8 protein-coding genes and 1 pseudogene are annotated in these 15,189 nt (G+C 57.0%); 4 read left to right on the forward strand and 5 right to left on the reverse strand.

Going from position 1 to position 15,189, the window contains the following annotated elements:
• Window positions 1–53 precede the first annotated feature (53 nt).
• From TO66_RS33080 to TO66_RS30635, 4 genes are all read right to left on the reverse strand, one after another.
• Entirely contained in the window at window positions 54–1,304 is a 1,251-nt protein-coding gene (locus tag TO66_RS33080) for a site-specific integrase (RefSeq protein WP_171885274.1), read from the reverse strand.
• 104 nt (window positions 1,305–1,408) lie between these two features.
• Window positions 1,409–1,918 (reverse strand): hypothetical protein, encoded by a 510-nt coding sequence (locus tag TO66_RS33555; protein WP_124082609.1) that lies wholly within the window; start codon window positions 1,916–1,918, stop codon window positions 1,409–1,411.
• Window positions 1,902–3,866 (reverse strand): integrase, encoded by a 1,965-nt coding sequence (locus TO66_RS33085; RefSeq protein ID WP_014834171.1) that lies wholly within the window; start codon window positions 3,864–3,866, stop codon window positions 1,902–1,904. The genes TO66_RS33555 and TO66_RS33085 overlap by 17 nt, the downstream gene beginning before the upstream one ends.
• Complete coding sequence (locus TO66_RS30635; RefSeq protein ID WP_020750937.1) at window positions 3,866–5,962, reverse strand: hypothetical protein; 2,097 nt, start codon at window positions 5,960–5,962, stop codon at window positions 3,866–3,868. Before TO66_RS30635 ends, TO66_RS33085 begins: the two co-directional genes overlap by 1 nt.
• An 85-nt stretch (window positions 5,963–6,047) precedes the next feature.
• On the opposite strand from TO66_RS30635, the pseudogene TO66_RS30640 reads away from it, so the two are divergent.
• Window positions 6,048–6,512: pseudogene (locus TO66_RS30640) on the forward strand (ATP-binding protein); the annotation flags it as partial.
• 6 nt (window positions 6,513–6,518) lie between these two features.
• Here TO66_RS30640 and TO66_RS30645 read toward each other — a convergent pair.
• The gene (locus TO66_RS30645; RefSeq protein WP_044465734.1) at window positions 6,519–7,733 is read right to left on the reverse strand and encodes an aldose 1-epimerase family protein; all 1,215 of its coding nucleotides are present in this window, start codon (window positions 7,731–7,733) and stop codon (window positions 6,519–6,521) included.
• A gap of 280 nt (window positions 7,734–8,013) precedes the next feature.
• On the opposite strand from TO66_RS30645, the gene TO66_RS30650 reads away from it, so the two are divergent.
• From TO66_RS30650 to TO66_RS30660, 3 genes are read left to right on the forward strand one after another with little or no spacing between them, the layout of a single operon-like run.
• Complete coding sequence (locus TO66_RS30650; protein ID WP_044465735.1) at window positions 8,014–9,390, forward strand: SrfA family protein; 1,377 nt, start codon at window positions 8,014–8,016, stop codon at window positions 9,388–9,390.
• A 17-nt stretch (window positions 9,391–9,407) separates the two neighbouring features.
• Window positions 9,408–12,473, forward strand: coding sequence for a virulence factor SrfB (locus TO66_RS30655; protein ID WP_044465736.1), 3,066 nt, complete (start codon window positions 9,408–9,410; stop codon window positions 12,471–12,473).
• Entirely contained in the window at window positions 12,470–15,187 is a 2,718-nt protein-coding gene (locus TO66_RS30660) for a putative virulence factor (RefSeq protein WP_044465737.1), read from the forward strand. The genes TO66_RS30655 and TO66_RS30660 overlap by 4 nt, the downstream gene beginning before the upstream one ends.
• Window positions 15,188–15,189 lie beyond the last annotated feature (2 nt).

Consider the following 15,189-nt stretch of genomic DNA (forward strand, 5'->3'; position numbering starts at 1 on the left):
TACTTGCAAATAAGAAATCCGAAACGACGCAGGCAAGACTATCCATGTCGAGACTAAGTAGCAGAGCCACGAAGGGAATGGGCCACCACACTTGGTAACTCATAACTCTTCGTCCTGAGTTGCAACAAAGCCTCTTTCACAATTAAAATTGACTCTGCTAGAGCCCTATTTTCACTACTCTTCGCTTCACCCATCAAAGCTTCAATAACACTCATCGCCTCGGCGGCGACGTTTGCAGAATCCTTGTATTCAACCTCAAGCTCTTCGTAGGCCCAATCTACATAGCGCCACATGCTATCAAGCGAAGAGTGACCACTGAGACTCGCGACCTTTGAGAGAACAGTAGTAAGTGCCTCAACGCCAATTGACCCCCGGCTGCTCAAAGATCGAAGCCTAGCCATAACCTGCAATGTAATATATCGGTGCCTAAGCATGTGAGCGGATACCCGCTCAGTAAGGCCCGCCTCTGCCCGGAGATCAGAAAACAACTGTGACACTGTTGAGGGCGCCATCTTGAACCCCTCTCTGGTGCAAAACAGCCAGTCCAGATCTTTGAAGCCAATCTTTCTCCTCTTTAATCTCCTAATCTGAATAGAGCGAGTAACATCGATATACTCCAAGAGCATTCTAAACGTTTCGTCTGAGATAGGTATTAACCTGTAAGGATTGCCTTTTCTTTTAGATGTTCTTACGGGCAATTTCCGGTCAGCAGATGCCCCTACAATATCAGAAACTCGGATCCAAGTTAGCTCTTCTCTACGTATGCCCGTATCTGCAAGGAGAACAAGCATACATCGATCACGGCTGCGACGAAAATTAGTTTTGGCAGTCCATTCACAAGAATCCAGCAGAGCAGATATTGCATTAGAAGAAATAGGGCGAACTGTACGAGGAATGCTTGCAGGCACCATCGCATGATGCTGGGTTCGAACCCTTACAACACCTTGCTTACTCTTCAACGAACGCAAAGAAATTGTTACTTGAGCCCCCTGCCCTAATGAACCCACTAAACGCTTTCCAACCAACAAAGTTTGATACCATTCTAAGAACGATATAACCCGCAACAAAATTCTATTTATGTGGTTCCCAGAAGATTTTTTGCGCTTAATTAACCAGTCTGAAAATGAAACCAGCACATCATCACACACTTCCTCAATCACCACCTCAGACTCAAACAAAAAACGTACAAACAAGGATAGTTCTGATGCATAAGTGTTAATTGTGGAAATAGCGCTATTTGAGCGCCTAAGATGAAGGAAATAAACGTTAAGCTGCCAACATATACAACCATCTGGCCAATACATCACCCTCATTTCGGGGGCCGCCCATCGCTCCGACCTCCTCAACTTATCATATCCAGGCAAATAAAATTCTTTAGAGGAAGTGCGCCAAAGCCGACCAGCCGAAGTCATTTCACAACCTTAATGTGAGGATTTTTTTCATATCGCCGATAATGCCGTTGCAACTCAGACTCTGCTAAATCTGACCGCAACGATAATCTCTTCAGCCGTTCAAGCAAATCCAAGTATCTAGCGGTCATGTCTAGCGCAGCATCTACCGCTAACTGAGAGCTTAACTTCCAAGCATCAACATCATCAGAAGACTTTTTTCGGATCAGCTGTCGGGAGTCGCCGATGATCAAAGCAGCATCACGTAGAAGCTGGGAAAGTCCACCTTCATATAGCCCATTCACATATTTCCGTAATGTTTTATGACTTAAAGGAGTAATTCCAAGAGACTCATTATCCCAAGCAGCTAGTTTTGAAACAGAGGTGAAAGCTGATAGCTCACTCTTAGAAGGGGAAGGAGTTGCTCTAATCCTATCAAACTCAGAGATTCTACAAGCAGCGCTCCTAGCGGCAGTTTCAGATAGGACTTTGATGCTTGATGCAATTTGGCCTTTACCAAGTCGAGGCATCGGCACCCTCCCTAACTGAAACTGCCACCGTATACCTCTTTCTTTTTCCAGCATTAATTTGAATTGGGGTAGCGGTGTATACACCTTTTTCCGACAATAATTCTAGGTAATCTCTTAACTCATCCTCATGCATGACGTTGATTTTTTCAGTGCCAAAATGCTTAATAAGGATATTCCTGAGTTGCTGAACGCCATGAGATTGATCATCAGAGCAAACTGCAGAAGTAGCCAACGCAGCTTCGGATGCACTGAGCTCTTTTCCTGTTAAGCTTTCTTTAATGTAGCGCCAGGTTTCCCCAATATCTTCATGCCCCATAAACCAAGAAAGCGCCGGCAAGGAATTCTCCAATCCTCCGAAGTGAAAAAATGTCATAGCAAAATAGCGGCGAAGTTGATGTGGGAGCACCACCCATCGTTCTCCCGAGTTATCAACAAGTTTTAGGTACTCACTAAGCTCCTTTAGAAAAACATAAGCATCAGCCACATTGAATGGAGAGGCACCTCTGACGTTAACTTTAAAAAACGCCTGCGACTTAAATAAAATATCACTTGAAGGCACTATGATTTGCCAAAGTTTTTTTAGCGCATTTAAAGATAATAAACACTCATAAACAAGGCGCGGAACCGGCTTTTCCATCGGCTCACGCATATTATCAAACCCAGTTTTCCTCAGTAAAACAGAAAGATAGAATCTACCGTCAACCTCATAACTAGCGCTTTTATCCAGATCAACCAGTTCATTTCTGCGACAACTAGTCAGGACACCGATCAAGCAGAAGCAGACGGCCGTATGAAGCCTCAACAAGAAAATCGAGAATGGAAACTGAGTTCTAATTTTTGCCTCAGAGATAAGAGGATCCACCTGCATTCGTCTGTAAGCATCAAAAGCAGAGACCAGTCCATCTGGAATCGGAACAATTTCTTCTGATATGGATAACGCCGTAAACACTGAAACATTCGACTCATCCATTATCGACCGTGAAAGAGGAACAACTTCATTGCAGTAATAGTTGAGTGCCGGATACGTATCAATCATCCATTTGCCGCAACCGAACATAAGACTTCTTCCCGTAGAAAGAGGCAAGGTTCTTGTTCTACCGTTTCCTCCGATGCGGAAAGGCCGCACAATATCCGATATTAAATAAGGATTACCTATTTCTACATGCGATTGAATAGGCAGAGAAGATAGCAGTTCACAGAAATTAACCATCCAGTTTGATAGAGCAGTTGTGGCTCTTGATGCCCCGTTCTCGCTGGACTTACCTCCAGCCTCACAATCAAACCCATGCGTCAAGTATCTTCTGAACTCGGTAGATTGAGATAACCGTTTGTAGTCAACCCCCAAAGCAGCCGCAGCGAAGCGCAAATTTAGATTACCGTTACCATCCAGTGCTCCTAGTTTTCCCAAATGCTCGGAAAGTGATATTGGCTCAATTCCATCCTTGGAATTTGCTAGATAATCTTCCCAGCGCTGTATGAAAGCCCCTGTTCCACTAACACCTCCTACCTCTGCCACTCCAAGAAACTCAACTACGTCATCCACCCCAAAAATAGAAAACCCCTCTTCAGAAAACTTGTTTCCATATCGAACAGCAAGAAACTCAGCTAGCCACAACAGATATAAATGAAAGTGAAGAATGCCTCTTAACGATCTAGCGACTTTAAGAGCTCCATCATAGGCGCACACCACTATCATTTTTGCCTGTTCCAAAGGAACCGCATAAACAGGGCTTGTGAAGCTTCCGCTTGGCAAAAGCCTGTTCCAATTTAGACGAACACCACCTTTAATGGTGCCGTCTACATTCCGAACAACCACCCCTGAGTCTACGACCCATGTAGAACTTTCCAGCTCATTAAGAAGCCATGCAGGTCTGTATATATGATTTATTTTTCTAGTTGTTCGATCAAAAAAATCAATGACTCCGACCGGTAATTTGTGTCGACTCATCACCCCACCTCTGGCAGGATAACCATAGCCGACATCGCTTCTTTCTTCAAAAGCGCCTTCTTGACAAGATTACTTAAATCGCTCATTGATAACGGAAGTGGTGCCATAACTGCGTCAATGAAGTCCATCCAAAATTTCGGTGTGATGCCAGTAAGACTGTCTGGCCTATTTAGGAAGGTTGGGGTTGCTTTGTCGAGAGCATCCCGATAAAGCATTGCAACCGCAAGCGATTCAGGATCATTAGATATGACGAGTCTGGACAAGGTGGCAAAATCAAAGGTTAGCTTTTCGGATGTTTCCCTTCTTTGCGCTTCCAATTCACTTTCAAACAAATAATTATCGATGGACTTAAGAAATTCATGTAATTGTTCCACTGTTCTAAAGTCCGAAATCTTCAGCATTTCGCTTTCTTCATCCATCGCTGAAGTGATTAGTAGATTCTGATGCCTACGGATCTGCCGCTCAAAAATTGCACGCTGCAGCGCAAGCGGAATATAATTATTAATAGTAGTTTTAATGTGCTTATGGCCAAATGCCTTAGCTGTAGCAACCAAGTCGCCATTAGTATTAAGATATGTCGCCACACCCACATTTACACGAATTGCCTTATAGTTGATCTTATCTCTCCACGGCATGAGCACCGGGTGTCTATCTACAAATGAATACGCCCTTGTACTAAACTCTTCCTTACCTGTCGAACGCCAAATTGGATTCATATAAAGCGCTCCTACCAACGCCTTCTCAGAAAAGGACTTCAAGTCATAGTTCAAAGAGCTTATTCCCACCCAAAGATTAGAAGCCTCCTCGTTTCGCCCCTGCTTTCTCAACTCTTCTCGGATAGGGGCAGTCCACTCCATTACTTTCGAAATAACGTCTCTCGCCAAGTCACTCAATATTTCTGATTTCTGCTCCCTAGCTCTCGGCTTTTTAACCGTAAGGCGCAAATTATTTCCATCGGCAGACGACAGGAGGATTGCGAATCCATCCGCGTCTTCAATTTTGGCTCTGTACAATGAAGTCGAATTGAACTTTGGATGCTCTATCATTATCAAGAGCATGCAAACTGCCGCAGCCTCGCTATTCATTAATCCTAAATACGGGATGAGCTTATTCTTTCCGTATTTAGCAACATATTGCCAATGAGAATTTCCGCTGTTTGATACCGGCCTTCTGTCACTCGACTTGAATTTTCGATGAGGCTTAGGGATCCCCCCCATCTCATGATGAACAACAGAAAGTAGGTTTCCAAGCAAGTTAGGATGTCCACCGTCTGCCTCAAAGTAATGGCGCCTAGTGGAAAAATCAAAATACCTCATAAGCCACGGATTCTCTTTCATAGCCGTCAGATAACCACAGCCGGTATTCTTTATCAGCGCATCTCCTTCTGCCTGTTTCGACTTTAGTAGATTAAAGTCCTCTAGCGCGCACGACTTAATTGTATCCAGCACACGATTTATTCTAGCAGTGTACTCGGTCAGGTACCTTTCATCAGAAGCAGTTAAAGATATTGACTCAAAAAGATCGTCATTGTATGAGTTTTTATCCGGTCTAAATGATTTCGGCACCGAAACAACCGCAGCACCATCAACCACTGATTGCCTTTCAGTTAATATTTCTGATTTTCCTGGAGCTCGAACGTATGCACCTATAGTGATATTGGGGATAACTTCTGCAACTACTAGAATCTCAATTAGTCTTACGAAAGATATCCACTTATTTGAGGTCGTTGTGAGGGCCAACCCCTTTTCTGTCTCATCGGTATAAAAGCTTCTCCGAAGCTCAGATAGTTGAAGTTTGAAGTCATCCGCATCTGTATCCTTAGGTTTTTTCCAGCCTCTCTTTCTATGCATCATTGCCCAATACTGGAGAATACGCCGTATAGCGTATGTAGGGGCCGCACTTGTGTAGCGTCTAGAGAAGCGCGAAATGCCTTTCAAAAAGGGATCTGCATCCTCACCCAACCACTCAGTCAGGAAGTCAAAGCTGACGACCGTAAATCCTGACTGGCGGCCATCGTTCCTGACCTTCAGTTCTAGCCCAGACTTCTTTTTCCCTGATGAAGCTTTTCCCTTGGTGGAGCGTGCGCGCTTAGCCATTTTTGCTCTCTAGCAGCTGAGTTTCGGGCGCATGCTCCACGACGGTTCTATTTCCCTCAATAGGGTTTGCTAACAAAAGCTCCACATGAACCCCTGCCCCTGTGGCTACCTGGGCGAACCCAGTGGCCGCTGCCGCTGTACCCCGGAGCAGGTCCAGCGCTATCGCAACAAACTCTCGGGGCCGTTGCTCGATCGTATCGACCTGCACCTGACCGTGGCCCGGGAAAGCACCGCGCTCAACCCCCAGCCGCAGGCTGGGGATAACACCGCGCAGGCCGCGGCCCAGGTGGCGCGCGCCAGGGAGCGCCAGCAACGGCGCCAGGGCTGTGCCAATGCCTTTCTCGACCTGCCGGGCCTGCGCCGGCATTGCAAGTTATCCACAGATGACGAGCGCTGGCTGGAAGCCGCCAGCGAACGCCTGACCCTGTCGCTGCGCGCCGCCCACCGCCTGCTCAAGGTCGCCCGGACCCTGGCGGACCTGGAGCAGGCCGAGCGGATCAGCCGCCAGCACCTGGCCGAAGCGCTGCAATACCGGCCGGCCGTGAGTTGAGCAGGGTCACTCCTTGCTCAGGTCCACCAACGGGGTCGGCCGCACTTCGGTTTGCCGGCCGTCCTGGATCCGCTCGATGGCGGCCAGGGTTTTATCCACAGCCGCCTTGTCGGCCAGCAGGTGGTAGCGGATCTGGAACTGCCGCTGCTCCTTGGCGCCGATGGTCGGCACCAGGTTCAACGGGCGCTGGTAGCGGCGGTTATAGGAAAAGCTGGTGCCGGGTTCCAGGCCGGTCACATAGCCCTGGCCCCGGGTGTCGGTGTTTTTCCACAGGGAGAACACCGGCAGTTGCCGGGTATTGAAGCTCACCGCCACGCCGAGGTTGCCGGCCTTGTTGTGCAACGCCGTCAAGGTCTCGCCATTGGCATCGGCATAGGGCACCACGTTGTACACGGTCTCGTCGTAGTCCCGCGTCGGGCCGCGATAGGTCTGCCAGGTCGCGAGATCGGCCTTGGCCTTGTCATTGAAGGGCGATACCTGGCGCACCGGCGCCGCGAATTTCGCGCCCTCTTCAAGGAATGGCGTACTGAAATTACTGTGGTACAGCACCTGGTATTCCTTCGGATAGTCACCGTTGTTGGTCAGGGTGTCGTTCAAGGCAAAACCGCTGCTGCCCGGTTCGGTCACCAGCTCGGTGGCCACCGAGAAGTCGACCTTCTTGAACGCCTGCTCCTTGAGCTCGCCGCGCAGGCTGATGGCGTAGGGCGGTTGCTCATCGATATGCAGGGTGACCTTGCTCGCCGGAATGTTCGCCGCGCGGCCGTGCAACGTCAGCAGCTCGCCGTTATCCAGGCCGGGGTGCCCGACCCATTCGTAGCCGCAGCGGGTCACCAGTTCGTTGAAGCCCTCCAGCCAACCCAGGCCGCCACGGCCATTGAGCTCGATGAAGGCCGGGTTGACCACCTCCTTGACCGGCGAATCCCAGCCCAGGCGAACCTCGCCGACAGAGGCCTGCAAGACATTCATGCCACGGGTCGGCACCACCGAGAGCTTCATCGCGCCGTTGTCGATATCGACAATGCTCACCCCTTCCTGGCGTCCGCCATGCAGGGTGCGCAGGCTGACCGAGAACGGCTGGGCGGGCTTCACCCCCAACTGCGCACTGGTGATGTGGAAATCCTGGGCGGCCTTGTCGGTATCGAGCAGGACATAGTCCCAGGCCATGGCGTGGGAAGCGGCGGTGAATGCAGAGAGAGCGACCAGCAGTCGGAGCGGAGTCATGGGCTTAGCCTTTATTGGAGTTGTGCGGTTTTTATAGCGCTAGTGAAACGATTCAGCAAGTTCCGAAACAAACACCTCTGCCAACCCCTGAGCGCGCGGTTTGTCTGCTTCTCCGTCAAACCACTGCACACGCCCGCCAACCCATGACACACTCGCCGGCGCTCCCCCGATGTCACGTTGACGACGACATCATTATGACATTAAGGTCGCCAGCTAATTGAGGGAGCAATACAGACACCCTGTCTGGCATTTTTTGCGCGAATGAGCATATGGAGTCTGAATGCGCGGGGCACTATTACGCAGCGGTAAAAGCGGGTCATTCACAGCCCTGGGCGAAACAGGTCAGCCGGTCTACCGGGCAGCCCTGCAACTGCGCGAAGCCATTCGCCGCAAGAACCCCGACATGGTCGACCACCTGGCCATTCCGCAAAGCGACGAGCTGGGCAACCAGATCGACTGGTACAGCGGCATGCCCGGCGATGTCATCCCCTGGAGCAGCGCCACCGAAGAGGAGCGCGCTCCTGCCCGCGTCCAGCTCGCGGCCCTGAAAACCGCGCTCGAAGAACTGAGCCAGCGCTTCCTCGGCAGCGATCCCGCCGAGCAGCAAGGCGACAAGGCGGTCTTCGGCAAGCTGCTCAAGCGCGTTATCCATTTCCCCGACGAAAACTTCGTCTACCTGGTGAACGGCAAACCGGTGCTGACCTTCTGGGGTTTCGAGCACGCCGACGCCGATCGTAATCGCGACCCGCTGCACAGCCTGCAAGCGCCTGCCCCAGCTGCGCCGATTACCCCCGTTGCCCCGCCCCTGGCCGCCGCGGCTGCCGTAGCAGCGCCCGTCGTCGCTCGCCCCTGGTGGCGGCGCTGGTGGTGGCTGCTGCCGTTGCTCCTGCTGCTTCTGCTCCTGCTTCTGTTCGGCCTGCGCGGCTGCATCCCGGGCGTGCCGCTGGTGACATTACCGGTGCTCGGCACCCAGCCCGCAGAACCTGTGGTCGAGGCGCCCCTGGACACCACCGTCGTGCCCACGGTCAACGGCGTGGTCACGCCCGGCACGGCCGTGGTCGGCAGCGGCGCCAACCTGGGCACCACCGAGGTGCCAGTCACCGGTGAGACGCACGAGGCCGCGACGCCGGCCGACATCAAGGTCGATCCAGAGGCCCCGTCGAGCGTACAAACGCCGAACGACCCGGCACAGGACTCCACCGCCACGCCACCCGAAACCCCGCCGGCCACACCTGAAACGCCGGCCGAGACGCCAACCCAACCCCCGGCGCTAACGCCGCCAGGGCCTGCCTTGAGCATTCCGGCCAACAGCGCCGACGGCGTGGCCGACTTCCTCAACGGCCAGTTCCGTGCGGGCGCCGGTATCCAGGATCGTCGCACCGGCAAGCCGCTGCGCCTGGAATACCAGTTCAAGGACGGCAAGGGCCAGGTCACCGTGCGCCGCGCCAATGGCGTCAACTGCACCGGCCCGGTCACCGCGGCCATGAATAAAGGCAGCCTGTCCATCGACAGCCAGGGCCAGGCCGTCTGTGGCGACGGCAGCACCTACGACATGCCAAAGGTCGATTGTCGGCCAGGCGCGACCAGCGTCGCGGACTGCACCGGCGGTTATGGAAATGACAAATTCCCCTTGTCCATACGGCAGACGGGCGAATAAGACTGGAAACCCCTGACATGTTGCCTGAAGTCACCCAATTCGAAGATACCGTCACCCTCGTCAGCGACACCGGCATCCAGTTCATGGACTTTGCCCTGCGCCTCGATCCGCGCAAGGAGCCGGCCGGCGAGTTCGCCCCGATGATCAGCGGGCTGGTCTGCCGCCTGCTGTACAACGAAGCGAAGGATTTCTACTTCTACGAGCCCGAACCGGAAAAGATCGAAAAGACCAAGCCGGTGTTCAGCGTCGACATGAAAAGCAGCCTCGACCTGCTGGACGGTGTCTGGCTGCCGATCCCGTTCTTCCGCTTCATGCCACCGCACCGTTTCGACGAAGGCCCTAGCAACTGGTCGCGGATGCGCCTGGTCAAGCTGCCGGCCCCGGACATCGACGGCAACACCCACCGCCTGACCCTGGCCTTCGACAGTCGGGTCATGCCCAAGCGCGAAGGCACCGCCTACCTGGCGCCGAACGAGGAAGACATCAGCTCCGGTGTGTCCTTCAGGCTCGCCGGCCAGGCGCGCGAGCTGCGCTGGTTCCTGGCCCAGCCGTGGGTCAACGAATGGCTGCTGGAAGTGTTCAACGAGGGCAATACCCACCGCTCCCGCGAAGAACTGGATATCGACATCCGCGCCAATCACCACCTGGCCCACTACCTGAACGTGCTCAGCCTGCTGGACAAGCCGACGGCGGCGCAGCAGTCCGACAAACCGCCGAAGGTCGAGATCCCCGAGCTCAAGGTGGTCGCCAACGGCAGCAACGGCCTGGTCAAGCCGATTCCGGTGGACCTGGTGCTGGACGTCGGCAACTCGCGCACCTGCGGGATCCTGATCGAGAACCACGGTCAGGCCGGGTCCGGGCTCAAGCAGAACTACGTGCTGGAACTGCGCGACCTGATCACTCCCGAACACACCTATAACCAGCCGTTCGAAAGCCGCGTGGAGTTCTCCCAGGCCTACTTCGGCAAGGACCACTGTTCGGTCAAGAGCGGCCGGCACGATGCGTTCCAGTGGGCGACCATCGCCCGTGTCGGCAGCGAGGCCGGGCGCCTGGCCAGCCGCCGCCGGGGCACCGAGGGCTCCACCGGGCTGTCCAGCCCGAAACGCTATCTGTGGGACGAGAACGCCTACGGCCACGGCTGGCGTTTCAACTGCGCCTACGTCAAGACCGACAACGAGCCCTACGCCACCGCGGCGCCGTTCTCGCACCTGATCAACGAAACCGGCGAGGCGCTCTATGCCCTCGACGAAGACGACCGCCTGCCGGTGTTCATGCCGCGTTATTCGCGCAGCTCGCTGATGACCTTCATGCTGGCCGAGGTGCTGGCCCAGGCGCTGTCGCAGATCAACAGCCCGGCCCAGCGCTCGCGCCAGGGCCACACCCGGGTGCCGCGCCAGCTCAACAGCGTGACCCTGACCGTGCCGCCAGGCATGCCCCAGGCCGAACGCAGCATCCTCAACGAGCGCATGCTGCAGGCCATCGGCCTGGTGTGGAAAAGCCTGGGCTGGCACGCCGGCGAAGAAGACCCGCACCAGGATGAAAGCCACAAGGCACGCACGCCGATCCCAAGCATCCGCGTGGAATGGGACGAGGCTTCCTGTGGCCAATTGGTGTACCTGTACACCGAGGTCAATGAGAACTTCGCCGGGCACCCGGAAGAGTTCTTCGACACCATCGCCCGCCCGGACAAGACCGATCGCGAGCGCATCACCCTGGCGACCATCGACATCGGCGGTGGCACCACCGACCTGGTGATCACCGATTACCGCCTCGACCGCGCCGGCAACATGGGCAGCGGCAGCAACGTGCACATCGTGCCAGAGCAGCGTTTTCGCGATGGTTTCAAGGTCGCCGGCGACGACATCCTGCTCGACGTGATCCAGGACTTCATCCTGCCCAGCTTCGAAAAAGCCCTGCGCAACGCCGGCGTGCATGCTCCCGACTCGTTGATGTCGCGCCTGTGCGGCGGCGAGACGGTCAGCGTGCAGGATGAGATCCTGCGCCAGCAGCTCAACCTGCAGGTCTTCGTCCCCCTGGGCCTGGCGCTGCTCAAGGCCTACGAACACTACGACCCACAGGACCAGGCGGACGTGGTCATCCACAGCTATCGCGACCTGCTGGGCGACAACGCCATCGGCCAGACCGTGCTCGACTACGTCAACAGCGCAGTGCGGCGCGAGGTCGGCGGGCAGAGCACCTTCGACCTGTACCAGGCATCGATCGGCTTCGACCTGCAGCGCCTGCACGGCGCTTTCCTCAACGACCAGATCAACATCAGCAAGATTCTCGGCGCGCTTTGCGAGGTGGTGGCCCACTACCCGTGCGACGTGTTGCTGCTGACGGGCCGGCCGTCGCGCCTGCCCGGCGTCCTGGCCTATATCCGCAAGGTCCTGCCGCTGCCACCGGGGCGGATCCTGGCGCTGCAGAACTACCGCACCGGCGGCTGGTACCCGTTCCACAAGAACGGCCGCATCGACGACCCGAAAAGCACCGCCTCGGTCGGCGCCATGCTCTGCCTGCTGTGCGCCAATCACAGCATGCCGAACTTCTATTTCCGCTCTTCGGCGCTCAAGCCGTACTCGACGGTCAAACACATTGGCATCATCGATCAGAACAACGTGATCAAGGATGCCGATGTGCTGTATCGCGACATCCAGTCAGAAGACAACAAGATCAAGCTGCCGGTGATCGGCACCGGGGACGAGGCCGACACGCCGCAGCTGGAAATGCGCGGCGACCTGCGCCTGGGCTTCCGCCAGCTGGCCGCCGAACGCTGGGCCGCATCGCCGCTCTACACCCTGAGCTTCACCCCCGCCGGCCGCGACAAGTTTTCCCGCGCCATCGGCGAGAACGGCGAAGCGCCGCTGCTCAAGGTGCGCTTCGAGGTCAAGGGGCCGGACAAGCACACACGCAAGCACGGCCTGGTCAGCGACCGGCTCTCGGTCAGCGGCATCGAATCCAACAGCAACAACGTCAGCTTCAACCCGCGCAGCGACCTCAAGCTGGAGCTCAACACTCTGCTTGATGCCAGCCTGAGCGAGACCAAGTACTGGCTCGACAGTGGAAGTGTGAAACGCAAATGAACGACCTGACCCCCGAACAGACTCAGCTCTCGACCAGTTGGGCCGCGGTTTATGAAGGTGCCGGTCAGGCGCTGGAATGGATCGGCCAGACCCGCGGCAACGCTCCTCGGCTGGACGGCGAAGCCGACAACCTGAACCTGCGTCTGCACCGCGCGCGCAACCTGGCGCACAGCCTCGGGCGCGTCGCGTGCACGCCGATGACCATCGGCTTCTTCGGCCTGTCCCAGGCCGGCAAGTCGTACCTGATCTCGGCCCTGGCGGCGGGCCGGAACGGCAAGCTGGAGACCGATTTCGGCGGCAAGCGCCTGGACTTCATCGAGCACATCAACCCGGTGGGCGGCGGCAAGGAAGCCACCGGCCTGGTCACGCGCTTCAGCCGCCGGGCCAAGCCCAGCGACGACCCGCAGTTTCCGGTGGAGCTCAAACTGTTCAACGAGATCGAGCTGGCAAAGATCCTCGCCAACTCCTGGTTCAAGGATTTCGACCTGGAGCGGATCTCCTACGAGATCGACGAAGAACGCATCCAGCGTGTGCTCAAGCCGTTCGAAGGGCGGGAAACCGGCCCTGTGCAACCCGGGGTCAGCTCCGACGACCTGGTGTCGTTGTGGGACTACCTGCGGGACAACTTCCGCAACTCGGTGAAGAAGCTCGAGCACCTGTACTGGCCCAAGGCCCTGCAACTGGCGCCGCGCCTGAACTTCCAGGAGCGCGCCGAACTGTTCTCGATTCTCTGGGGCGAGCAACGGGAACTGGTCCGCGCCTATCAGCAGCTGGCCGGGGCGCTGCACACCCTGGGCCTGGCGGAAACCGTGTTCGCCCCGCTGCACGCCCTGGTGCGTTTTGAAAACGACGCCTACAGCCAGCGCGACAGCATCATGAACGTCGATATCCTCGAACGCTTCGGCAGCCCGCAAGACCTGCCCATCGAGGTCCGCCCACGCCTGGCCGGCAGCCTGCGCAACAGCCAGGGCATCCCCGTGGCGCAACTGGCGGCGTTGACCGCGGAAATGACCTTCCGCCTGATCGAGCCGCCCAGCGACGAGATCGTCGACCAGGTCGACCTGCTGGACTTCCCCGGCTACCGCGGGCGCAAGAAGCTCCATGACATCGCCAGCTCCAGCGACCCGGAGTCCAGCACCCGGGACAATTCCGTTTCCCAGCTGATCCTGCGGGGCAAGGTCGCCTATCTGTTCGAGCGCTACACCGACAACCAGGAAATGAACGCCCTGGTGGTCTGCACCAGCTCGACCAAGCAAAGCGACGTCAACGACGTGGGGCCGGTACTGACCCGCTGGATCGAGAAGACCCAGGGCGGCGACGCGGCAACCCGGGCCAAGCGCGAAACCGGCTTGATCTGGGCGCTGACCATGCTCGACCTGCGGGTCGGCTCCTCGCTCAAGCTGACCCCGGCGCAGTACGACGAAAGCTGGGACGGGATGGTCAAGCTGACCATGCTCGAACGCTTCGGCAGCCTGCCGTGGATGAACGACTGGGCCGGGACTCCGTTCCAGAACACCTTCCTGGTACGCAAGCCGCGCATGGACGCGGCCTTCATCAAGCAAGACGGCTCAGGGGCGGAAACCGGGATCAACCCGGATTATCAGGCGCGCCTCGACGAACTGGGGCAGAGCTTCGCCAGCAACGCCCTGGTGCGCAAGCACATCAAGGAGCCGGGCCAGGCCTGGCAGGCCATGCTCAAGACCGACGACGGCGGCATCAGCCATTTCAGCGGCAGCTTCGCCGGCGTCGCCCATACCGGCTTCAAGCTGCAACGGATTCGTGAGCAGCTGGACGAGTGCATAGAGAGCCTGACCGTCCATGGCCTGAGCACCTGGTACCACGCCGATGGCGATGGCGCCGCGGCAGCCAAGAAGGCCCAGGCGCAGATGATCCTCAGCCAGCTGGGACGGCGCCCGGCCGTGCTCGGCGAGCTGATCGACCACCTGGGCGTGCCCAGCGAAGAGATCCGCGACCTCTACCTCAGCGGCGTCTACGACAGTGACGAGGCCGAAGCGGCCAGCGACGAACCGGCCGCCCCGGCAGCGAGCCCGAGCCTGTATGGCGACGAAGGCGGCTTCGATTTCGGCGACCTGGGCGACGACCTGGGCCCGGACAGCAGCCCGGCCAGCCCCGCGGCCGCCACCCAGGCGCCGGAAGCGCAAGGCAACGAACATCGCTTCGCCAAGGCCGCTTTCACCGCCTGGATTGCCCACCTGCGCGACCTGCCGAGCCGCCAGAGCCTGCTGACGCTGTTGGGGCTGGAAAAACCGCTGGTCGAAGCCGTGGTCGACGAGCTGGTCACCGCCGGCTACCGCCAGGACCTGCCCGGCCAACTGAGCCGGGCCGTGCTCAAGCGGGCCCAGAGCGGCGCCCGCCGCGACCAGCTGGTGGAGCGCCAGGTGCTGGAAGTGCAGCGGGTGCTGCGCGACTTCGTGTCCTGGTTCGGCTACATCCAGAAGCCGATCGGCGAACGGCCCAACAGCCGCGCGGGCGCCAAGGCGCCGCTGTTCTCCTTCTACACCGACGTGGGGCCGGGCCAGGTACCGGTGCTGCCGGCGCAACCAGCGAACCAGGCGCAGCTGTTCCTGGGCGACTGGCTCTCGGGCCTGGCCTACATCACCCTGGACAATGCCGGCCATGGCGCCGGCCGCGAAATCACCCCCGAACAGAACGAAAAGCTGGGCCGCGTGCTCACAGCCTTCACAGCGAGATAAGT

The organism is Pseudomonas sp. MRSN 12121, assembly GCF_000931465.1.
In the GTDB taxonomy this organism is placed as follows: Bacteria; Pseudomonadota; Gammaproteobacteria; order Pseudomonadales; family Pseudomonadaceae; genus Aquipseudomonas.